This is a genomic window from Cellulosimicrobium sp. I38E, assembly GCF_001647255.1.
Lineage (GTDB): Bacteria > Actinomycetota > Actinomycetes > Actinomycetales > Cellulomonadaceae > Cellulosimicrobium > Cellulosimicrobium cellulans_E.
On the sequence record NZ_LUAZ01000014.1, the window covers coordinates 67,404 to 87,643 of the forward strand.

General features: G+C 75.5%; 20 protein-coding genes and 1 pseudogene. 10 read left to right on the forward strand and 11 right to left on the reverse strand.

The genetic code is table 11. The features are described from left to right. Window positions 1-13: 13 nt before the first annotated feature. Entirely contained in the window at window positions 14-2,725 is a 2,712-nt protein-coding gene (locus tag A0J59_RS04370; RefSeq protein WP_082918731.1) for an AAA family ATPase, read from the reverse strand. A gap of 159 nt (window positions 2,726-2,884) precedes the next feature. Between A0J59_RS04370 and A0J59_RS04375 the strand changes: the two genes are divergently transcribed. Further along, window positions 2,885-3,760 (forward strand): carboxylesterase, encoded by an 876-nt coding sequence (locus A0J59_RS04375; RefSeq protein WP_064315334.1) that lies wholly within the window; start codon window positions 2,885-2,887, stop codon window positions 3,758-3,760. Window positions 3,761-3,790: 30 nt separating this feature from the next. Here A0J59_RS04375 and A0J59_RS04380 read toward each other — a convergent pair whose 3' ends face one another. Then, complete coding sequence (locus A0J59_RS04380; RefSeq protein ID WP_064315335.1) at window positions 3,791-5,248, reverse strand: MFS transporter; 1,458 nt, start codon at window positions 5,246-5,248, stop codon at window positions 3,791-3,793. An 85-nt stretch (window positions 5,249-5,333) separates the two neighbouring features. Between A0J59_RS04380 and A0J59_RS04385 the strand changes: the two genes are divergently transcribed. Both A0J59_RS04385 and A0J59_RS04390 read left to right on the forward strand, forming a co-directional pair. Continuing rightward, window positions 5,334-5,957 (forward strand): TetR/AcrR family transcriptional regulator, encoded by a 624-nt coding sequence (locus A0J59_RS04385; RefSeq protein WP_064315336.1) that lies wholly within the window; start codon window positions 5,334-5,336, stop codon window positions 5,955-5,957. Then, window positions 5,954-6,541: a hypothetical protein gene (locus A0J59_RS04390; protein WP_064315337.1), complete on the forward strand. Its 588-nt coding sequence runs from the start codon at window positions 5,954-5,956 to the stop codon at window positions 6,539-6,541. The genes A0J59_RS04385 and A0J59_RS04390 overlap by 4 nt, the downstream gene beginning before the upstream one ends. Before the next feature lie 15 nt (window positions 6,542-6,556). Here the strand turns inward: A0J59_RS04390 and A0J59_RS04395 are convergent, their stop codons facing one another. After that, window positions 6,557-7,321, reverse strand: a complete 765-nt coding sequence (locus tag A0J59_RS04395) for an SDR family oxidoreductase (protein ID WP_064315338.1) — start codon at window positions 7,319-7,321, stop codon at window positions 6,557-6,559. Between the two features lie 100 nt (window positions 7,322-7,421). Here A0J59_RS04395 and A0J59_RS04400 point away from each other — a divergent pair, with 100 nt between their 5' ends. Then, window positions 7,422-8,285: a helix-turn-helix transcriptional regulator gene (locus tag A0J59_RS04400; protein ID WP_064315339.1), complete on the forward strand. Its 864-nt coding sequence runs from the start codon at window positions 7,422-7,424 to the stop codon at window positions 8,283-8,285. Window positions 8,286-8,349: 64 nt separating this feature from the next. Next, window positions 8,350-8,919, forward strand: coding sequence for a dihydrofolate reductase family protein (locus tag A0J59_RS04405; RefSeq protein ID WP_064315340.1), 570 nt, complete (start codon window positions 8,350-8,352; stop codon window positions 8,917-8,919). 13 nt (window positions 8,920-8,932) lie between these two features. Here the strand turns inward: A0J59_RS04405 and A0J59_RS21095 are convergent. Next, a pseudogene (locus tag A0J59_RS21095) lies at window positions 8,933-9,312 on the reverse strand (VOC family protein). A 94-nt stretch (window positions 9,313-9,406) separates the two neighbouring features. On the opposite strand from A0J59_RS21095, the gene A0J59_RS04415 reads away from it, so the two are divergent. Continuing rightward, window positions 9,407-10,669 carry an AI-2E family transporter gene (locus tag A0J59_RS04415; protein ID WP_082918732.1) on the forward strand — a complete coding sequence of 421 codons (1,263 nt, stop codon included), beginning with the start codon at window positions 9,407-9,409 and terminating at the stop codon, window positions 10,667-10,669. A gap of 99 nt (window positions 10,670-10,768) precedes the next feature. Continuing rightward, window positions 10,769-11,389, forward strand: a complete 621-nt coding sequence (locus tag A0J59_RS04420) for a DUF4334 domain-containing protein (protein WP_064315342.1) — start codon at window positions 10,769-10,771, stop codon at window positions 11,387-11,389. Here the strand turns inward: A0J59_RS04420 and A0J59_RS04425 are convergent. Together A0J59_RS04425 and A0J59_RS04430 are read right to left on the reverse strand one after the other, a co-directional pair. Further along, a complete protein-coding gene (locus A0J59_RS04425; protein WP_064315343.1) occupies window positions 11,353-12,546 on the reverse strand; it encodes an NAD(P)/FAD-dependent oxidoreductase in 1,194 nt (397 codons plus the stop codon). The two genes, A0J59_RS04420 and A0J59_RS04425, sit on opposite strands and share 37 nt — an antisense overlap. Next, window positions 12,543-13,646: a YafY family protein gene (locus tag A0J59_RS04430; protein WP_064315344.1), complete on the reverse strand. Its 1,104-nt coding sequence runs from the start codon at window positions 13,644-13,646 to the stop codon at window positions 12,543-12,545. Before A0J59_RS04430 ends, A0J59_RS04425 begins: the two co-directional genes overlap by 4 nt. Before the next feature lie 135 nt (window positions 13,647-13,781). On the opposite strand from A0J59_RS04430, the gene A0J59_RS04435 reads away from it, so the two are divergent. The 3 genes from A0J59_RS04435 (at window position 13,782) to A0J59_RS04445 (ending at window position 16,833) form a co-directional block, all read left to right on the forward strand. Beyond that, the gene (locus tag A0J59_RS04435; RefSeq protein ID WP_064315345.1) at window positions 13,782-14,198 is read left to right on the forward strand and encodes a VOC family protein; all 417 of its coding nucleotides are present in this window, start codon (window positions 13,782-13,784) and stop codon (window positions 14,196-14,198) included. Window positions 14,199-14,345: 147 nt separating this feature from the next. After that, window positions 14,346-15,827 carry a serine protease gene (locus tag A0J59_RS04440; protein ID WP_082918733.1) on the forward strand — a complete coding sequence of 494 codons (1,482 nt, stop codon included), beginning with the start codon at window positions 14,346-14,348 and terminating at the stop codon, window positions 15,825-15,827. A gap of 16 nt (window positions 15,828-15,843) precedes the next feature. Beyond that, window positions 15,844-16,833 (forward strand): MvdC/MvdD family ATP grasp protein, encoded by a 990-nt coding sequence (locus A0J59_RS04445; protein WP_156532795.1) that lies wholly within the window; start codon window positions 15,844-15,846, stop codon window positions 16,831-16,833. A 6-nt stretch (window positions 16,834-16,839) separates the two neighbouring features. On the opposite strand, the gene A0J59_RS04450 is transcribed toward A0J59_RS04445, so the two are convergent. The 5 genes from A0J59_RS04450 to A0J59_RS21775 form a co-directional block, all read right to left on the reverse strand. Further along, entirely contained in the window at window positions 16,840-17,568 is a 729-nt protein-coding gene (locus tag A0J59_RS04450) for a glycosyltransferase family A protein (protein WP_047234483.1), read from the reverse strand. Then, window positions 17,565-18,167, reverse strand: coding sequence for a hypothetical protein (locus A0J59_RS04455; RefSeq protein WP_064315348.1), 603 nt, complete (start codon window positions 18,165-18,167; stop codon window positions 17,565-17,567). The genes A0J59_RS04450 and A0J59_RS04455 overlap by 4 nt, the downstream gene beginning before the upstream one ends. A gap of 79 nt (window positions 18,168-18,246) precedes the next feature. After that, complete coding sequence (locus A0J59_RS04460) at window positions 18,247-18,831, reverse strand: hypothetical protein (RefSeq protein ID WP_064315349.1); 585 nt, start codon at window positions 18,829-18,831, stop codon at window positions 18,247-18,249. A 90-nt stretch (window positions 18,832-18,921) separates the two neighbouring features. Next, entirely contained in the window at window positions 18,922-19,737 is an 816-nt protein-coding gene (locus tag A0J59_RS04465) for a MerR family transcriptional regulator (protein ID WP_255364986.1), read from the reverse strand. A 32-nt stretch (window positions 19,738-19,769) separates the two neighbouring features. Continuing rightward, window positions 19,770-20,240: hypothetical protein (locus A0J59_RS21775; RefSeq protein WP_064315351.1), on the reverse strand; the 471-nt coding region annotated here is incomplete at its 5' end.

Sequence of the window (20,240 nt, forward strand, 5' to 3'; positions counted from 1 at the left end):
TGCTCCGCGAGCGTCACTCTCGCCGGAGCGCGCCGGCGAGCTGATCGCGGCTCGTGATGCCCAGCTTGGTGAACGCCGCGTAGAGGTGGGCGCCGACGGTGCGGGGCGAGAGGAAGAGTCGCTCGGCGATCTCGCGGTTGCGCAGTCCCTCGACGGCGAGCACGCAGACGCGCAGCTCCTGCGGCGTCAGGACGTGCCTGCCCGACGGCGCCGCGTCGGGGAGGCGCTCGCCCGTCGCCCGGAGCTCGTCGAGGCACCGTTCGGCCCACCGGGGAGCGGGGAACGCGGTGAAGGCCTCCAGCGCGAGATGCAGGTGCCGCCGCGCCTCGTCGGGGCGATGAGTACGGCGCAGCCGTCGCCCGACGAGCAGTCGCGCCCGCGCCTGGAAGAACGGCATGGCGAGCGGGTCCCGGTCGAGCGCGCGCGCCGCCGTCTCCAGCCCTGCGTCCTCGACGAGCGCGAGGCGCGCGAACCGGAGCGCCGCGTCGAGGACGGGAGCGTGCCAGGTCGGGGCGAGGCGGGCCACCTCCTCGACGTGCGACGACGCCTCGCGGCGGTGCCCGGAAAGCACGGCGGCATCCACGAGGTCGGGGAGCGAGACGACGCGCCAGACGAGGGTGTGCGCGGCGTCGTCCGGGTCGGCGACGCGCAGGAACGCGCGCTCGGCGTCGCGGGGCCGCCCGGAGACGAGCGCCGCCATGCCGTCGGCGAGGGTGAGCGTCGCGCGGAGCTCCCGTGCGGCCAGACGCTGGGCCCCGAGGGCGGAGCCTCCCGCGATGGCGTCGAGGTCGGGCGGCGACCCGTCCAGGGCGTCGAACCACGCGAGCACGGCGCGTGCGGCGGCGAGGAGACCGGGGTCGTCGACGTCGACGGCGATGGCTGCGCAGTCCTCGACCTGGGCGCGGGCCTCCGCGAAGCGCCCGCGCAGGTAGTCGATCCACGAGAGGCCCAGGAGCGCGTGCGGCAGCAGGGCGACGTCTCCGCTCCGGCGCAGGCCGTCGACGGCGCGCTGCAGGTACGCCGCGGACGGCTCGATCTCGCCGCACTTGTTCAGCGCGTAGCCGAGCTGCCAGTCCCGCTGGGCGTCGGCGTCGTCCACGTCGGGGAGCGCGCGGATGCGCGCGACGATCTCGTCGCCCCGCGCGACCGGCTCCGTCACGGCGGCGAGGAACAGCGCGCGCGGGTCGTCCGCGTCGAGGTCGAGGAGCCGGGCGGCGTCGACGAGCGGGCGTCCCGACTCGGCCTCGGTCGAGTGGTCCCAGGCGATCGAGGCGAGCCGGAGCAGCGCGTCGAGCGCGCGGTCGGTCTCCCCGGCGCGCCCCAGGTCGTCGATCGCGCGCAGCGCCGGGCCGAGGTCGCCGCGCGCGAGGGCCGACGCCGCGACGGGCAGGAGCTCGCGCAGCCATGCGACGCGGGCCCGGACGGCGGGGTCGGCGGTGTCGGTCTCTACCCGGTCGAGCAGCGCGACGGCGACGTCGGTCGCACCGGAACCCGCGGCGGCCTCCGCGGCGCGCACGAGGCGCACGGCGCGGACGCCCGGATCGGCGGTGAGCGTCGCCGAGCGACGCAGCGCCCGCACCGCCTGCGTGGCGTCCCCGGCCGCGAGGCTCCGATCGGCGAGGACGTCGAGCTCGTCCGCGAGCGCCGCGTCAGGCCCGCCGGCGAGCTCCGCACGCCACCACACGGTCCGCTCGGGGCTCTCGCCTCGGACGTCCAGGAGGGCGCGCAGCACGGCAGTGCGCTCCGCCGTCGTGCTCGCGCTCGTGACGGCGGACCGCACGAGCGGGTGGCGGAACGGCACGCTCCCCTCGTCGCGGCGCAGCAGGCCGGCGTCGAGCGCGGCATCGAGCCACCCCGGTCCGACGGCGCGGCCCAGCGCGCGGGCCGCGACCCGGGTCGCGTCGTCGGCCGCGGCGTCGGTGTCGAGGGCGACGGCCAGGACGGCGAGGCGCGCCGGCTCGGGGAGGTCGGCGAAGCGTCCCGCGAAGGCGAGCTCGAGCCGGTCGGGGAGGGGGACGAGGCCGGCTTCGGTGAGCCCGACGTCGGACGCCGTCAGCTCGACGAGGGCGAGCGGGTTCCCGTCGGCGAGCTCGAGGAGCGCCCGGCGGGTGGCGCCGCGGGGCGCGTCAGGCCGGGCGTCGAGCACGGCGTTCGCGTCGATGAAGGGAAGCGGTCCCAGGTGCAGGTGCCGGACGCCGTCGGACGCGAGGGCGTGGTCACCGCCGCGGGTCGTCATCACGACGAGCACCGGGTCGGACGCGAGGCGGCGCGCGGCCATCTGCAGGGCCGACCGCGAGATCGGGTCGAGCCAGTGCAGGTCCTCCGCGACGACGAGGAGCGGCCGGTCCTTCGCCGCGTCCGACAGCAGGGTCAGCGTCGCGAGGCCGACGAGGAAGAGCGTCGGCGGGCTGCCCTCGCGCGCGCCGAACGCGACGTCGAGGGCCTCGCGCTGGGGTCGGGGCAGCTCGGCGAACCGGTCCCGGAGCGGGTGGAGCAGCAGGTGGAGCCCGGCGTACGGGACGGTGGACTCCGCGAGCGTGCCGGCGGTCCGCAGCACGCCCATGCCCCGCGCGCGGGCGCGTCGTTCCAGCTCGTCCACGAGCGCGGTCTTGCCGACCCCCGGGGCGCCCTCGACGAGCAGCGCGGCGCCGCCGTCGTCGATCCCCTCGTAGAGCGCGTCGACGAGCGCGAGCTCCGTGCGGCGGCCCACCAGCCCAGGTGTCACGCGAGGAGTCTCGCACCGGGCCTAGGTACGCGGTAGGTCGGAACTCGGTATGCGCGGCCGATGTGCCGCGCGGGGCCCGGCTCCTAGCGTGCCGGTGGGCGCGGTCGTACGGCCACGCCGTGGGGGCACCGGACCGGGACACGAGGCGGAGGCGACGACATGGCACTCACCGAGCACGAGGTGGCCGAGATCGAGCGGGCGAACGCGAGCGGGCTGCGGCCCGTGCTGTTCGTCCACGGGCTGTGGCTGCTGTCGAGCAGCTGGGACCGCTGGCGCGCGCTCTTCGAGGAGGCGGGCTACACGACCGTCGCACCGGGCTGGCCCGACGACCCGGCGACGGTCGCCGAGGCGCGCGAGCACCCCGAGGCGTTCGCCCGCAAGATGGTCCAGGAGGTCACCGACCACTACCTCGAGGCGGCCGCGGCCCTCGACCACCAGCCGGCCGTCGTCGGGCACTCGTTCGGCGGTCTCATCGCGCAGAAGATCGCGGGGGAGGGCGTGTCCGTCGTGACGGTCGCGGTCGACCCGGCGCCGTTCCAGGGCGTCCTGCCCATCCCGGCGTCCGCGCTCAAGAGCGCGTTCCCCGTCGTCAGCAACCCGGCCAACACGCGGCGCGCGGTCACGCTCACGTTCGAGCAGTTCACGTTCGGGTGGGCGAACGCGCTCGACGAGTCCGAGGCCCGCGAGCTCTACGAGACGTTCCACGTCGCGGCGGCGGGGAACCCGATCTTCCAGGCGGTCACGGCGAACCTCAACCCGTTCTCCGAGACCAAGGTCGACACGAAGAACCCCGACCGCGGCCCGCTGCTCATCATCTCGGGCGAGAAGGACCACACCGTCCCGCACGCCATCGCGCACAGCGCGTACACGATCCAGGCGAAGCACAACGACGCGCTCACGGAGTTCACCGAGCTGCCGGACCGCGGGCACTCGCTGACCATCGACCACGGGTGGCGCGAGGTCGCCGCGACGGCGCTCGAGTTCGTCGACCGGGCCGACGTCAAGCACGTCGCGGCGGTGTCCGACACGCCCTGAGCGCCAGGCCCCCGGCCCGTACGCTGGTGTTCAGGATCGGCGGGGCGAGAGGTCGCTCGGCGCGGGCTGACCTGCGCCCTGGCCCGTGCCGGGACCCGTGACCGCTCGCCGCGGCGGGAGGAGCGCGAGCGCCAGCGCGCCGCCGACGAGCGCGACGACGGCCGCGAACCCGAAGCCCGCCTCGATCCCCTGGAGCGTGCCTCCCGCGATGCCTGCCGCGGCGACGCTGGAGATCGCGGCGGCGCCGAGCGCCGCGCCGAACTCGTGGAACGTGCTCACGATGCCGGACGCGATGCCCGCCTCGTGCGGTGCGACCTGGCCGAGCGCGGTCGCCGAGGCGACGACGAAGAGCGCGCCGATCCCGGCGGACCCGACCGCCATCCCGGTCACGGCGGCGGCGACCCCGTCGACGAGCGCGGGCAGCGCGAGGCCCGCGGCGACCACGAGGGCCGCGACGAACATCATCGACCGGGCGCCCGTCCTCCCGAGGAACGTGCCCGCGAGCTGCGACCCGGCCATGGTGGCGACCGCCACCGGGAGGAAGAGCAGCCCGGTGGCGATCGGACCGAGGTCGTGGACGCGCTGCAGCAGGAACGAGCCGAGGAAGAAGACGGCGATCATGAGCGCGGTCGCCACGAGAATGAGGAACGTGCCCGCCCGGACCGGGCGGCGGACCAGCAGCCGCAGGTCCATGAGGGGCGCGACGGCGACGCGCTGCCACAGCGCGAACACGACGTAGAGCACCAGGCCGGCCACGAGCCAGAGCACCGTGGCGGCGTCGGTCCAGCCCCGGTCGCCCGCGCCGATCAGCGCGTAGATGACGGCACCCGTCGCCGCGGTCACCAGCGCGGCGCCGAGCAGGTCGAGCCGACGGCGGTCGGCGCCGGCGGGCCCTGCGGGGAGCAGCCGCAGGAGCGCGGCGAGGAGCACGAGCCCGAGAGGGACGTTGACGAAGAAGATCCACGGCCACCCCGGGCCGCCGGTGAGCAGCCCCCCGAGCAGCACGCCGAGCGCCGCCCCGCCGCCGCTCAGCGCGGACCAGACGCCGAGCGCCCGGTTGCGCTCCTCGCCGTCGAACGTCGTGACGATCGCCGAGAGCGCGGCGGGGGAGAGCAGCGCGGCGCCGACACCCTGCGCGACCCGACCCGTCAGCAGCAGCTCCGGGCCGTCCGCGAGCCCGGTGACGAGCGAGGCGAGCGTGAAGACCGTCAGGCCGGTCAGGACGAGCCGCCGCGACCCGAACCGGTCCGCGAGCCGGCCGCCCAGCAGCATGAGCCCGCCGAAGGCGAGGGTGTACGCGCTCACGACCCAGGTCAGCGCGGTGCGTTCGAGCCCGAGGTCGTCCCCGATCGCCGGGAGCGCGATCGTGACGACCGTGATGTCGAGGATGAGCATGAGCTGGGCGGTCCCGAGCAGCGCGAGGACCCGCCATCGCCTCGGGTCGGGGGTCGTGCGTGGGCTGGCGACGTCCAGGTCGTGGTCCGTCATGACGGCCTCCTCAAGTCGAACATGCATGTTCGGGTTGACGCGGCCACGTTAACTCGTACAGTGGTGTTCGACAAGGGAGGGCTTCATGCCGAGCAACGCCACCCAGCACCAGGCCAAGCGGGCCGACGCCCGCCGCAACGTCCAGGCGATCCTGGACGCCGCCGCCGTCTGCCTGAGCCGCGACCCCGACGCGAGCATCGCGGAGATCGCGAAAGCCGCGGGCGTCGGCAGGGTCACCCTCTACGGGCACTTCGCCGGCCGCGCCGAGCTGGTCGACGCCGTGGTCGCCCGGGCGATCGAGGAGGGCGACGAGGCGCTCGACGCGCTGGACCTCAGCGGCGACCCGCGCGAGGCCCTGGTCCGCCTCGTCCGGCAGAGCTGGCTGACGATCGTCCAGATCGGCGCCCTCATGACCGCGGCGACCGAGGTCCTCTCGCCCGAGCGGATGCTCGAGCTCCACGAACGACCCGCGACCCGCGTCGAGCGCCTCGTCGAGCGGGGTCGCAAGGCCGGGGCGTTCCGGACGGACCTGCCCGCCTCGTGGCTCGTCGGGACCCTCCATCGCGTGATGCACGGCGCCGCGGCCGAGATCGAGGCGGGGCGCCTCGCGCCCGACGACGCGGCCGTCACCATCGCCGCGACGGTCCTGGCGGCCTTCACCCCGCCCGGTCAGCCGGTCCCGCACGTGCCCGGCGGGGCGACCTCGTGACCGCCGGCGAGCACACCGCGGTCCAGCCGCCCCGGGCGTCCGCGTGGCCCGCGCGGTGGCCGACCGTCGCGGGCATCGCCTTCGGGGCGGCGCTCGCCGCCGCGTTCTGGTTCGGGGTGTCCGACACGGCGCAGGTCGCGCAGGTGCTCACCGCGGCGGGCTTCGTCTACCTCGGTGCCGCGGCGCTGGGACGGCGGTCGGCCGCCTGGCCCCTGTTCGGCCTGACGTTCGTGCTCCTCGGCGTCGGGTTCGCCGTCCCCGGGTTCGACCCGTTCTGGGCGCTGCTCGCGCTCGTCGTCGTGCTCGCCGTCTACGGCGTGGTCCGCGGCAGGATCCGGCCCGGGTGGGGCCTGCCGCTGCAGGGGGCGGCGATGGCCGTCGTCGTCGGTGTCGCCGTGGCCGTCGCGCTGCTCGGGCAGCCGTGGGCCGGGGTGATCGTGGGTGCCGGGCTCCTCGGGCACGCCGCGTGGGACGTCCACCACCTGCACGCCCGGCGCGTGGTCTCCTCGTCCCTCGCCGAGTTCTGCTGCGCGCTCGACGCGGTCCTCGGGGTGGCTGTCGTCGTGCTGTCCCTCGCCGCCTGAGCCCGGCGCTCGGCGTCAGTTCCCGTGCGGGTCCGCCGCGTTGAGCACGCGCACCACCTCGTCGTAGTCGCCGCGCGCCTCGCCGAATCGGAGGAACTTCACGCGCTCGACGAGGATCTCGTGCGCGTCGGGCTGCGTCCGCAGCAGGTCGACGACCTCGGTGACGAACTCGTCGAGCGGCATGGCGAACGCGCTCTCGCGCTGGCCGGGCATGAGGTCGGTCGCGACGGACGGCGGGACGAGCTCGACGACGTCGACGCTCGTGTCCGCGAGCTGGAGGCGCAGCGCCTCGCTGAGCATGTGGATCGCGGCCTTGGACGCGTCGTACGTCGGGGTGACCGCGAGCGGCGCGAACGCCAGCCCGGAGGACACCGTGACGATGGTCGCGTGCGGCCGGGTCTGCAGGTGCTCGACGAACGCGCCGATGAGCCGGATCGGCCCGAGCACGTTCGTCGTGACGATCTGCTCCGCGCTGTCGAGGAAGCCCTCGGGGTGGTGCCAGTCCTCGGCGCGCATGATGCCGGCCATCGTGACGAGCGTGTCCAGGTCGGGGCGGCGGTCGAGCACCTCCTTGGCGGCCGACGCGATGCTCTCGGGGTCGGTCGTGTCGATGCGCACGGTGTCGAGGCCGGGGTGCTCGGCGGCGATCCGCTCCAGGAGGTCGGTGCGGCGCCCGCCGACGACGACGGTGCTGCCCTGCTCCTGCAGTGCGACCGCGAGCGCCAGCCCGATGCCGCTCGTCGCGCCGGGGATGAAGACGGTGCTGTTCGTGAGGTCCATGCCTCGATCCTGGGCGCGCGGCGAGCGCCGCGGCAGAGTCCGGTCATCGGGGGACCGGCGATCCCTGGCACGGGCGCGTCGCACCCCGGACGATGGGCGCATGGACCGTGCCGCGCTCGCCGACTTCCTCCGCCGTCGCCGGGAGGCGCTGCAGCCGGGCGACGTGGGCCTCCCGGCCGGGCTGCGCCGTCGGGCACCGGGCCTGCGCCGCGAGGAGGTGGCGCAGCTCGCGCTGATGTCCACGGACTACTACACGCGCCTGGAGCAGCAGCGCGGGCCGCAACCGAGCACACAGATGCTCGCGTCGATCGCGCGGGCGCTGCGCCTGTCCGACGACGAGCGCGACTACCTCTACCGGGTCGCCGGGCACGGGGTGCCCGACCGGGCGACCGACCCCGGCCACGTGGCTCCCGCGCTCCAGCGCGTGCTCGACCGCCTGGGCGACACCCCGGCCCTCATCCTCAACCCGCTGGGGGAGACGCTCGCGCAGAACGACCTGGCCCGCGCTCTCTACGGCGACGCGACGGCGTACTCTGGCTGGGACCGCAGCGAGATCTACCGGTGGTTCGCCCACCCCGAGACGGCGCGCGCGATCTACCCCGCGGACGACCGGGACCGGCAGGGGCGGGTGCTCGTGGCGAGCCTGCGCTCCGCCGTCGCGGTGCTGGGCCCGTCGTCGCGCGCGGGTGAGCTCGTGGACGTCCTGCGGCGCACCAGCCCGGAGTTCGCGGCGCTGTGGGAGCGGCAGGAGGTCGCGCGCCGGTTCGTGGACCACAAGACGCTCGTGCACCCGGTGGTGGGGGAGATCGAGGTGGACTGCCAGGCGCTGGCCACCGAGGACCAGCTCCAGGTGCTCCTCGTGCTCACGGCGGCGCCGGGCACGGAGGCGGCGGAGAAGATCCGGCTGCTCGGCGTCGTCGGGACGCAGGACCTCGTGGGCGGCGGTGCCACGGGGCGCCGATGAGAAAGCGGGTCGGCGGTGGTCTGAGTCTGGTCCGGGCAATCGCGTATCAAGGGAGATCGACGAGATGAGAACGCTGCGCTACTCGATCAACGTCACGCTCGACGGCTGCTGCCACCACGAGGCCGGGCTTCCCCCGGACGAGGAGTCGATGCGCTACTGGACCGCCGAGATGGAGCGCGCCGACGCCCTCCTGTTCGGGCGGGTGACCTACCAGATGATGGAGTCGGCGTGGCGCAGGCCCGCCTCGGGCGTGTGGCCCGACTGGATGGACGAGTGGGAGGTGCCCTTCGCCGAGGCCATCGACCGGGCGAAGAAGTACGTCGTGTCGAGCACGTTGAGCGAGGTCGACTGGAACGCCGAGCTGGTGCGGGGCGACCTCGAGGAGGCGGTGCGGCGGCTCAAGGAGGAGCCGGGCGCGGGCCTGTGGGTGGGTGGCGTGAACCTGCCGCTGGCACTGGCGGACCTGGGACTGATCGACGAGTACGAGCTCGTGGTGCAGCCGGTCCTCGCCGGGCACGGGCCGACGTTGCTCGCCGGCCTGCACGAGCGCATCCCGCTCGAGCTCGTGGACCGCACCCCGTTCCGGTCGGGAGCGCTCGCCGTGCGGTACCGGCCCGTGCCCGCCACGGCGTGAGCCGAGGCCCGCGTCAGGGGTCGAGGCGCCGGCGCAGCAGGCAGAACTCGTTCCCATCGGGGTCGGCGAGCACGTGCCACGGCTCGTCGCCCGTCTGCCCGACGTCGGCGGGTCGCGCCCCGAGGGCGAGGAGCCGCTCGAGCTCGGCGTCCTGGTCGCGGTCGGTGGGTTGACGTCGAGGTGCAGCGGGAGCTTGCCCGCCCGCGGGTCCGTGCTCGGGCTGAGGATGAGGGTGGGCTGGAGGCCGCCGAACCCGACTCCGGGCGGGCCGATCTCGATCGAGCCGTCGCCCTCCCGGTCGAGCTCGACGTAGCCGAGGACGTCGCACCAGAACCGGGCGAGCAGCTCCGGGTCGGCGCAGTCGAGGACCAGCTCGCTGATGCGGGATGCCATGCGACGCACTCTACGGAGCCTGCGGTGCCGGCACCCGGCGGGTGAGTCGCGATCGTGAAAGCCTGACCGTCACGTGCGGCGAGAGGGAGTCGGGATGGGGCTGGGCAGACGGCGGTCGGGGAAGCGGACGGGCGAGCGCGCCGAGGCGGTGGACGGGGGCGCCGTCGCGTCGCGCGACGAGCCGACCCACGGCGTGCCGGCGACCGTTCCTGGCGGGACCGACGCCCGCACCTCCGACGCGCCGTCGCGCCCGTCGGGCGTCTCCGCGCTGTGGTCGGACGGCGTCGGGCGCGCGGGCACGCGCTCGGTGCAGGTCCTCGCGATCGTCGCTCTCGTCGCCGTCGCGGTGTTCGCGATCACGCGGCTGACGCTCATCGTCATCCCGGTGCTCATCGCGCTCGTCCTCGCCGCGGCGATCTCCCCGCTCGTGAGCCTGCTGCGGCGCAAGGGCGTGCCGTCGTTCCTCGCGACGGTCATCGCGCTGCTCGCCCTGGTCGTCGTGCTCGGCGTGGTCGTGTGGCTGGTCGTCGCGGCGGTCGTCAACCAGTGGCCCGAGCTGCGCGACCAGGCGATCGACGGGTTCGACGAGCTCCAGGCCTACGTGCAGGACCTGCCGTTCCAGATCACCGAGGAGCAGGTCGCGTCCGTGCGCGACTCGCTCGTCGGCCTGCTCCAGTCCGACGCCGTGGGCGCCGGGGCGCTCGCGGGCGCCTCGCAGACGGTCGACTTCGTCGCCGGGTTCTTCGTCATGGTCGTCGTGCTGTTCTTCTTCCTCAAGGACGGCCCGGCGATCTGGGAGTTCCTGCTGCGCCCGTTCGAGGGCGCCCGGTACGAGCGGGGGCAGCGGATCGGCGAGACGACGGTCCGCACGCTCGGCGGCTACGTCCGCGGGACGGCGATCGTCGCGGCGGTCGACGCCGTCGCCATCGGCATCGGTCTCGCGATCGTCGGGGTCCCGCTCGTCATCCCGCTCTCGGTGCTCGTGTTCCTGCTCGCGTTCATCCCGCTCGTCGGCGCGACGCTCGCCGGCATCCTGTGCGCGCTCGTCGCGCTCGTGGCCGTCGGGCCGGTCGAGGCGCTCATCGTGGTCGCGATCGTCATCGCGGTCAACCAGCTCGAGGGCGACCTGCTCCAGCCCGTCGTCATGGGCCGCACGCTGCGGCTCCACCCGCTCGTGATCCTCGTCGCGCTGACCGCGGGCACCGTGCTCGCGGGCCTCACCGGAGCCGTGCTCGCCGTCCCGATCGCCGCCTCGATCTGGCGCGCGATCCAGGTGTGGGACGGGCCGGACCTCCCGGCGCGGTTCGCGCGACAGAAGCGGCACGAGACCGTCGACGGCGCACCCGCGTCGTCGTAGCACCGGCCGGCCGACGTCGTGCCGGGCGGCGCGAGGTGCCGACGCGCGCGAGGATCGGAAGCGACGTCGTCCACCTTCGCTCCCGACGAGGAGGAGCGCATGGCCGCACCGAACGACCCCCTCGCAGCACGCCCCCGGCTCGGCGAGCTGGCCGGGCTCCGGCGTGGCACCACCACGGGCGACGCGCTCGCGTTCTTCGACACGCTGCCGCCCGCGGACGTCGACGCGATCGCCGGTCGGTGGCGCGGCGCCGGGCTGCCCACCGGCCACCCGCTCGACGGCGTGCTCGAGGCACTGGGGTGGGTCGGCAAGCGGTTCGACGGCGTGCGCGACGCGCACCCGCTCGTGTTCGCCGCCCCCCGGGGAGGCCCGTTCGCCGTCGACCCCGCGTTCGTGCCGCTCCCTCTCGTGCTGCGGTGCGCCCCGCTCCTGCGGCGGCCCGGCGTCGCGCGGATCGTGCGCGCGCTGCTGCCGCTCGCGCGGACGCGGCGCCCCCGGGCGCGGCTGCGGACCGTCGTGCACCGCGGCGTGGCGACCGCCGCCATGACCTACGACGCGCTCCCCGTCGAGGACGTGTTCCGTGCCGTCGACGGCGACACCCTGCTCGGCCTCATGGAGGCCCGCGGCATGGAGCGGCCCTTCTTCTTCGTGCTGCGGCGCGCCGTGCCGATCCAGGTGCCGGGTCAGCCCACCTTGCCCTGGAGCAGCCGCCGCCAGTAGATCGTCGGCTGCACGTACCGGTCGAACAGCAGCAGGCTGCGGCGCGGGCGCGCGAGGTCCACGAACCGGAACCCGGGGTCGGGCCGGCGCTCGCGGTCGAACTCGGCGAGGAGCAGCTCGGCGCGCGACGTCGTGACCGGCGCGACGGAGTAGCCGTCGTACCGCTGCATCGGCGTGCCGCGGCGGCGTGCGGTGATGTTGCGCGCCACGACGGGCACCTGCCGGCGCAGCGCGCCGCCCGACGGCATCGCGTCGACCGCGGCCGCGTCCCCGAGGCCCCAGACGCGCGGGAAGGTGACGTGCTGGAGCGTCTCGGGGTCGACGGCGACGAAGCCGTCGCTCTCCGGCGTCGCGAGCCCGCTCTCGGCGACCCACGCGGGAGCGCGGTGCGGCGGCGCGACGTACAGGGCGTCGTAGCCGAGCTCGTCGGTCCCGTGCGGCCCGCGCAGCCGGACCGTACGGTGCGCGGCGTCGACGGACACGAGCGTCGTGCCGGTGCGCAGCCGGACGCCGAAGCGCCGGCCGGCGTCGCGCAGGGCGGGCTCGGCGCGCGGGTCGTCCACGAGCCGCGGCGACTCGACGGCGAGCTCGATCTCGATCGCGTCCAGGACGCCGGTGCGGCGCCAGTGGTCCGCGGCCACGAACAGCGGCTTGAGCGCCACGGGGAAGCACGGCACGTGCCGGGAGGAGACCGCGAACACCACGCGGCCCGCGGTGAGCGACGACAGCAGGTCCCAGGTCGTGGACGCGAGGTCGGGCAGGTAGCTCGTCGCGGCGAACGGCGTGCGCACGGCCTGCTCCGCCCCGGGCACCGCGTCCCAGTCGACCTCCGAGCCCGGGCACACCGCGAGGTCCGCGTACCCGAGCGTGCGCCCGCCCGCGAGGTGCACGAGGGAGCGCGCGGGGTCGACCGCGACGACGCGGTCGACGTACCGGTGGACGCCGTCGGGCACGACGTCGTCCTGGGGCCGGGTGAGGTCGTCGAGCGTCGCCATGCCGGAGGCGACGTAGGAGAGCAGCGGCCGGTACTGGTGGGTGGTCCGGGGGTCCACGACCGCGACGTCGGGGCAGCCGTCGCGGCGCAGGCGTCCCGCGAGCGAGAGCCCGGCGTTGCCGCCGCCGAGGACGAGCACGTCGTGCCGCACGGGGGTGGTCATGACCGGTCCGTTCTGCCGGGGACAGGACGCTCCACGCTACGGCCGCCCCCGGTCGCACGCCGTCCCAGCCGACCGGCGACGGTCGCGCACGCCGCGACGAGCTCCGCCGGACCCGCCGCGAGCACGTCCGCGTCGAACGCGGCGACCCGGGCGGCCAGCGCGACCCAGGACCACGAGCCCAGCGCGACCCGGCAGCGGTCGGGCCCGAGCACCTCGACCGCGCCGTCCTCGACGAACGGGACGACGGCCTGGGCCGGCGCGGCGAGCTCGACCCACCCGCGGCACGGCCACCCCGCCTCGCCCGCGGGCGACGCCGACCCGGAGGACGGCGTCGACCCGGCGAAGCGGGCCGCGACGAACGCGCCCACGTCACCCCCGGGCAGCTCGCGGGGCGCGAAGCGCGGCCCCGTCGGCTCTCGGGGCGTCGTGCGGTCGAGGCGGAAGGTGCGCCAGTCGGCGCGGTCGAGGTCCCACGCGAGCAGGTACCAGCGTCCGTCGCGCACGACGACGTGGTGCGGCTCCACGCGCCGCGGCGCCGTCGCGGCACGGCCCGTCCCCGGCCCGTTCACGCCCCCGGTTTCGGCTCCCGCCTCGGTGGTGGCGACGGGTGGCGCGTAGTCGAGGCGCAGCACCTCGCGCCGGCGCACCGCGGTGCTCACGGCGAGCAGGACGTCGACGTCGACCGACGGCGCCGGTCGCCCGGTGCCGCCGGGGACCGGGACGACGTCGACGGCGTCGACCCGGTGGCGCAGCCGCGCGGGCAGCACCTGACGCACGGTCGCGAGCGCCCGCACGGACGCCTCCTCGATCGCGTCGCCCGGCCCGCTCGCGGCGACGGTGCGCAACGCGACGGTCAGCGCGACGACCTGCTCGTCGTCGAACAGCAGGGGCGGGAGCTCGGCGCCGGCGTCGAGGCGGTAGCCGCCGTCGCGCCCGCGCGTCGCGACGACGCGGTAGCCGAGGTCGCGCAGGCGCTCGACGTCGCGGCGCACCGTGCGCGGGTCGACGCCGAGCCGCCGGGCGAGCTCGGGACCCGTGCGGTCGGGGCGCGTCTGAAGGAGCGACAGCAGCAGGAGGGTCCGGCGCGACGTCTCGGTCATGCGCCCATGCTCGCGCACCATGCGGACACTCTTCGCCCTGATAGGCCGAGAGGGTGGTGGCACGAGCCCGGGCGACGTCCGGGACCGACGGGCGCCGCGACCGCGGGCCCGGACGACCGACCCGGAGGAGACGCCATGTCCGTCCAGACCACCCCCCACCTCAACTTCCGCGGCGACGCCCGCGCCGCGCTCGAGCACTACCGCGCGGTGTTCGGCGGCGACCTCGTCCTCACCACGTACGGCGACCTGGGCCAGGCCCCGGACCCGGCCGAGGCCGACCTCGTCGTCTGGGGCCAGGTCAGCGCGCCGAGCGGCTTCCGCGTCATGGCCTACGACGTCCCCGCGGGACGACCCTGGAGCCCCGGCGAGGCGCCGTTCTTCGTCTCGGTGCGCGGCGACGACGTCGAGGAGGTCCGCGGCTACTGGGACGCGCTCGTCGACGGCGCGACCGTCGTCGCGCCGCTCGCGTCGTCCGACTGGGCGCCCCTGTACGGGATGCTCACGGACCGGTTCGGCGTGACCTGGGTGCTCGACGTCGCCGCGAGCCGCTGACCCACGGGCCGGGGCGCTCTCGCCGTCGCAGGGGCGCTCCGGCCGCAGCCGTGGCCTGCCCGCGCGGTTCACCCGCCCCGTCCCCGTCCGGGCGCGCTCGTGCCCGCCTCTCTCCAGGTGCAGGGGACCGAACCGAGGGGGGACCCCATGGCTGGAACCAGGAAGTCGGCACCGAAGAAGCCGAGCCGGCGCGAGGTGCCGGAGACGCCCGACACCGTCGACGCGCTCTACCCGCCGCTGCCCGAGCGCATACCGCTCACGCTCGAGTCCATCGCGGGCGACGAGCCCACCTACGCCGAGATGCTCGAGTCCATCTGCGGCGCCACCGACGACTCCCAGCCCGTCGAGCAGTACGACGGCACGCTGGGCGTCACCCAGGCGTACGTGAGCGCCCACCAGAAGCAGGCCGTGCAGGTGCAGTGGAACACCGGGCTCGGCGGCGTCTTCACCAACCCCGGGAACGTCGACGGCGTGCGGTGGGGCAGCGGCACGCTCATCGCCCCGGACCTCGTGCTCACGTGCGGGCACCTGTTCGACCAGAGCGCCGACGGGTGGGTCCTGCCTCGCCAGAACGGCTCGATGCAGGTCGTGACGCCGCAGCAGATCGCGACGAGCATGCACATCAACGTGCTCTACCAGGTGGACGCGAGCGGCGTGCTGCGCACCGAGGTGAGCTTCCCGATCGTCGCGCTCGTCGAGTACCGCCTGGGCGGTCTGGACATGGCGATCGTCCGCGTGGGCGGGAATCCGGGGAGCACCTACGGGTTCACGGCCGTCGCGACCGCCAACCCGGGCGTCGGGGACATGCTCGCGATCATCGGCCACCCCGCGGGGATGCCGAAGCGGGTCGAGGCCGGCCCCGCGACCACCGTGACGACCAACCAGATCCGCTACGACGACATCGACACGCTCGGCGGCAACTCCGGGTCCGGCATCCTCGGGCCCGCGGGCGAGCTCGTCGGCGTGCACACCAACGGCGGCTGCAACGCCGCGGGCACCGGCTCCAACTTCGGCACCGCGATCGTCGGCATCCGCGCCGTGTCGCCCACGCTCCAGGCCTTGCCGCAGGGGGCGCGCACCGCGACCGCCGACGACGGGTTCACGTCCCTGGCGCAGGACGTCATCGCGACCGTCAAGGCCGCCGACCAGGTCGGCACGCTCCGCGCGGCCGACACCGCACGGGCCGTCGACGTGCTCACGATCCGGCAGGCCGACTCCCACACGGTCGCCGACCAGATCGGGACGTCGTTCCTCCGGGACCAGGGCGGGACCCCGCGGGCTCTGGACTCGATCTTCCAGGCCGACACCCGATTCGCCGCCGACAACCCGGTCGCCACGGGGTTCGCGGGCGACGTCGGCACCGGACCCGGCGACACGCTCCAGGAGGGGATCCTCGACCCCGGCGACCTGTTCGACCCCGTGGTGAACCCCGCGATCGGGCGGCTCGTCCAGGCGGGCGCGCTCGCCGGGGCCCGGCCGTTCGTCCAGGGCGCCGAGTCCCTCGTGGACGAGGAGGACGCGGGGGAGCCCGTCGACGTCGTCGGCGCGCTGGTCGAGGCTGTCGCCGAGGCACGGGCGACGCTCGAGGCCGTCGAGGCGGCCCTGACCCAGCTCCAGGCCGGGCAGTGACGCGATGATCGGCATCGTGTCCCACGCGGACGACCTCCACACCACGGAGGTCGTCCGCCACCTGGACGCGCTCAGCGCGCCGCACGTCCTCCTCGACACCGGTCACGCCCCACGGTCGGTCTCGCTCACCTCGACGCAGGACGCGGCCGGGTGGCGGGCCGACTGGGTCGACACGAGCGACGAGGGCGTGAGCGCCGTCGACGCGACGCAGCTGCGGGCCGTGTGGTGGCGTCGCCCGCAGCCCTTCGCCCTGCACGACGACGTCCGCTCGCCCCAGGACCGCGGGTTCGCCCACGGGGAGATCGCCGCCGCGGTGTCGGGACTGTGGTCGTGCCTCGGTGCCACCTGGGTCAACGACCCGGACCGCGACGAGGCTGGCTCGCGCAAGATGTGGCAGCTCCAGGTCGCCGCGCGGCTCGGGCTGCGCGTGCCCCGCACGTGCATGACGAACGACCCGGTGCGAGCCCGTGAGTTCCTGCGCCGCGAGCCGGGCCACGTCATCTTCAAGCCGTTCAGCGGCACGCCCGCGACGTGGCGCGAGACCCGCCCGGTGCGCGAGGCCGACCTCGACCTCCTCGAGAGCGTGCGGTACGCGCCGGTCATCTTCCAGGAGGCCGTCGCGGGGTCGGACGTGCGCGTGACGATCGTCGGCACGCAGCTCTTCGCGGCCGAGCTGCGGACCGAGGAGTCCGGGTACGCCTACGACTTCCGTGTCGACACCCACCACTGCCCGACGACGGCCCACGATCTTCCCGAGCACGTGGCCGCAGCCCTGCTGCGGCTCATGGACGTGCTCGGCCTCTGGTACGGGGCGGTCGACCTGCGTCGGACTCCGGAGGGCGACTACGTCTTCCTCGAGATCAACCCGGCCGGCCAGTGGCTGTTCGTGGAGTACGCGACCGGGCAGCCGATCGCCGCGGCGCTCGCAGGCCTCCTCGCGCGGCTCGACCGCGAGGACGGCGTGGGTGCGCCGCGCCGGCGCGCGTGGCGGAGCAGCACCGGGTGAGCCGGGTCAGCGCCAGCGGTCGCGCCACCGCTCCCACGGTGGCGCGACCGACCAGTTGACGCGCAGCGTGCGCCACGCGCGGTCGAGCCGGCGACGCCGCTGGCGGCGTCCCCGCAGCGACCGCGCCGAGACCCCGACGCGCCACGACCGGACGAGGACGGTGCGCCGCCGCGGCCCGAGACGGAAGGAGAGGTCCAGGTCGTCGTGCACCTCCGGGTCGTCGCGCACGACGCCGTCGCGCACTGCCGCCCAGGCCGTGCTGCGCAGCGCCATGCACGACCCCCACAGCGCGGTGTGCCCGAGCGCGAGGTGGCACAGGACGTAGTACGCCCCGAGGTAGGCGATCGCGACGGCGGTGCGCGCGCCACGCGGCAGGTCGTCGAACGTCCCGGTGCCGGTCATGGCGTCGAGCGAGGGGTCGTCGGCCATGCGGTCCACGACCCGCTGCACCCAGCCGGCGTCCGGGCGCGAGTCCGCGTCGAGCCGGGCGATGACGTCGCCGCGCGCTGCGTCGTACCCGGCCGCGGCCGCGGCGGGGATGCCCACGCGCTCCTCGCGCACGACGACCGCGCCCCAGCGGCGCGCGACGAGCGCCGAGTCGTCGCTCGAGGCGTTGTCGACGACCACGACCTCGAGCGGTGCGACCGTCTGCCGGGCAAGCAGCGCGAGGCACCGGTCGAGCGCGTCGGCGTCGTCCCGGACCGGGACGACGACCGACACGGTGGGGCGGGTCATGGCGTCGACCCGCGCCGGAGGCTGCCGGGCACGAGGAGCCCCGCGACGAGCGCGCCGAGCAACCCCGCGGCGAGGTCGGTCACGGTGTCGTCGTAGCCCACGCCGATGCGGTCGTCGAGGTACGTGTGCCCGGCCCACTCGCCGAGCTCCCACAGGATCGCGAGCACCGCGCCCAGGCCGGCGGTCACGACGAGGACGCCCGCCCGGGCACGTCCGGGATGCAGCGTGCCGGGGTCGGCGAGCATCCCCGTGCGGACGAGGGCGACGTACGCGACGGCGGCGACGAGACCGGTGCAGGCGGCGTGGACGGGGAGGTCGAGCCACGGCACGGCGCGGTACCACTCGAGCTGCGCGGCCCAGGCCGAGGCGAGGAGCGTGGCGCTGAACGCGACGTCCAGGGGAGCGGTGAGGCCGAGCACGCGCGGCACCATGGTGCCGCCCAGGACCAGCAGGAAGAGCGCCGTCGCGACGCCGTCGAGGCCCACCGCAGCGACCACGCTCACCGCCGCCGCGGCGCGCACCACGTCGCCCGGGACCAGCCTGGCCCGTACGTGGACGGAGCTCGTGGGGGCCGCCCCGGGGGCGGAGGTGCCGGGCATCGACGACTCCTCGGACGGTGGTGCGGCGGAGTCTCAGCGTCACCCGGGAGCGGGCCGCTCGCACGCCCGCGGAGGCACGTCAGGGGGCCGCGCGCCACTGCCAGTCGGCCTGCGAGGGCAGCCCCGCGAGCTCGAGGCGGTGCGTGGCCCAGCGCAGCGCGTCCCAGGGGTCCACGTCCCTGACCTCGTGCGCGATGTGCGGGAACATCCGCGCGAGCACCCGCGCGCACACGTCCCGCGGAGGGTCGACCTCGACCCCCAGGCCGCGCGCGACGTCCTCGCCGTGCACGAGGACCTCGACGCAGCCCATCCCCGCGAAGCCCTCCGCGTCCGCGACGCCGCTCGGGTGGAACGCGCGCACGTCGGGCCCGCTCGTGCGGAGGACCGCCGCCAGGAGCCCCGACCCGGTGATCGCCATCTCGAGGACGCCGTCCGCGGTCGCGTCCTCGTCGGCCACGGCCATGAACCGGACGAAGCGCGAGGCAGGTCGCGCGACGAGCTGGGCGGCGAACGACACGAGCGTGTCACCGAGGTGCTCGGCGGTGTGCCACGCGTCCCACGTGCCCGTCCCCGGGGCGTCGCCCCACGTCCGCGCGGCGACGGGTCCCAGCGCCCGCGCCACGCTCGCGGTCGCGGCGTCGAGGTCGTCTGCGGTCACGGGCATGGGGCGGCTCCGTCCGGTCGGGGGCGCGACGTCCCAGTGCGACGGCGCTCGGGCCGAACGTAGCCGGGGGCACCGACACGGCCGTGGCCGTCAGTCCCAGGAGGCCGTGGCCGGGTCCACGCCGTGCGCGCGAGCGTTCGCCTCGACCGCGGCGCGGAGCCACGCGGCCAGGCCGGGCGCGAGGCCGTCGTAGTGCGCCCGGAAGCCGTCGTCCTCCACGAACCGCCGGGCCAGGCACACGTGCCGCGCGGGCGTGCAGTCGAAGTGCGCGCCGATCGAGGCGCGGTGGCGCTCGGCCAGCGCGATCCCGCGCGGCGACGACGGGGCGGCACCCTCGCGGCACGCGGCGGCGAGGTCGGCCTCGAGGGCGGCGACGCCGTCGGCGAGGTCCCGCCAGTCGTCGAGCGAGCGGTCGGCCGAGCGCTCGGCGTACTGCGCCCACTGCGGGGTGTCTCCCCAGCGCTCGCGGGCCTCCGCGGGCCATGCCGGGTCCCACGTCGCGCCGAACAGCGCGACCTGCTCCGCCGGCGTCAGGAGCAGGCCGCGCTCCCTGGCCTCGACGAGGCGGTCGAGCGCCTGGGCCGTCCGTTCCATCCGTGCGATGCGCTCGCCGAGCAGCGTCCGGTGGCGGCGCAGGGCGTCGACCGCGTCGTCGCCGGGCGCGTCGAGCAGCTCGGGGATGTCCTCGAGCGAGACGTCGAGCTCGCGGTACGCCACGACCCGGCGCAGCCGCGCCACGTCGGACGGCGAGTACAGCCGGTAGCCCGCGGCGGTGCGCTCCGAGGGCCGGACGAGGCCGACCGCGTCCCAGTGGTGCAGCGTCCGCACGGTCACCCCGACGGCCCGGGCGGCGTCCCCGACCGTGAGCGCGTCGGTGACGTGGTGGGGCGCGCGATCCGTGGGCACGCGCCCCGGTGTCGCCCGGGCGGAACCCGGCGTCATGCGCCGGGTGCCTCGATCCCGATGTCGTGGAGGAAGCGCGCGGCGTCGCTGTCGGGGTCGTACGGCCGCGCCGCGGTCATGACGACGCGCGTGTTCTCGGGCGTGCGGACCTCGACCTCGACCGACCCCCACGGCGTCTCCCGGGGGCCGCTCGTGCACCCGGGGGAGACGTCCTCGCACGCGGCGACGATCGCGTCGAGCTGCGACAGGACGCACGAGACGCTCACGGTGAGCGCGCTCGGCTCCGGCGCGGGCGTGCCCGGCACGAGCAGGACGTCCTGGAACGCCCAGCGGCGCAGGTGCACGACGCCGCCCGGGACGGAGAACAGGTCGAAGAACCCGAGACCCCGGGTCCAGAGGTCGACGGACGCGGCAAGGTCCGCCGTCGGGATCGTGACGAACTGCGGCATGCCGTAGATGCCGCGGAACGGCTCGGGGGCGGCGGCGTCGGGCCCCGGGGCGGGGAC

Coding starts and splice junctions, on each gene's coding strand:
- A0J59_RS04375 (WP_064315334.1), top strand. CDS start 2,885: ATGGCACTCACCGAGCACGAGGTGGCCGAGATCGAGCGGGCGAACGCG.
- A0J59_RS04380 (WP_064315335.1), bottom strand. CDS start 5,248: ATGACGGACCACGACCTGGACGTCGCCAGCCCACGCACGACCCCCGAC.
- A0J59_RS04385 (WP_064315336.1), top strand. CDS start 5,334: ATGCCGAGCAACGCCACCCAGCACCAGGCCAAGCGGGCCGACGCCCGC.
- A0J59_RS04395 (WP_064315338.1), bottom strand. CDS start 7,321: ATGGACCTCACGAACAGCACCGTCTTCATCCCCGGCGCGACGAGCGGC.
- A0J59_RS04400 (WP_064315339.1), top strand. CDS start 7,422: ATGGACCGTGCCGCGCTCGCCGACTTCCTCCGCCGTCGCCGGGAGGCG.
- A0J59_RS04405 (WP_064315340.1), top strand. CDS start 8,350: ATGAGAACGCTGCGCTACTCGATCAACGTCACGCTCGACGGCTGCTGC.
- A0J59_RS04415 (WP_082918732.1), top strand. CDS start 9,407: ATGGGGCTGGGCAGACGGCGGTCGGGGAAGCGGACGGGCGAGCGCGCC.
- A0J59_RS04420 (WP_064315342.1), top strand. CDS start 10,769: ATGGCCGCACCGAACGACCCCCTCGCAGCACGCCCCCGGCTCGGCGAG.
- A0J59_RS04425 (WP_064315343.1), bottom strand. CDS start 12,546: ATGACCACCCCCGTGCGGCACGACGTGCTCGTCCTCGGCGGCGGCAAC.
- A0J59_RS04430 (WP_064315344.1), bottom strand. CDS start 13,646: ATGACCGAGACGTCGCGCCGGACCCTCCTGCTGCTGTCGCTCCTTCAG.
- A0J59_RS04435 (WP_064315345.1), top strand. CDS start 13,782: ATGTCCGTCCAGACCACCCCCCACCTCAACTTCCGCGGCGACGCCCGC.
- A0J59_RS04440 (WP_082918733.1), top strand. CDS start 14,346: ATGGCTGGAACCAGGAAGTCGGCACCGAAGAAGCCGAGCCGGCGCGAG.
- A0J59_RS04450 (WP_047234483.1), bottom strand. CDS start 17,568: ATGACCCGCCCCACCGTGTCGGTCGTCGTCCCGGTCCGGGACGACGCC.
- A0J59_RS04455 (WP_064315348.1), bottom strand. CDS start 18,167: ATGCCCGGCACCTCCGCCCCCGGGGCGGCCCCCACGAGCTCCGTCCAC.
- A0J59_RS04460 (WP_064315349.1), bottom strand. CDS start 18,831: ATGCCCGTGACCGCAGACGACCTCGACGCCGCGACCGCGAGCGTGGCG.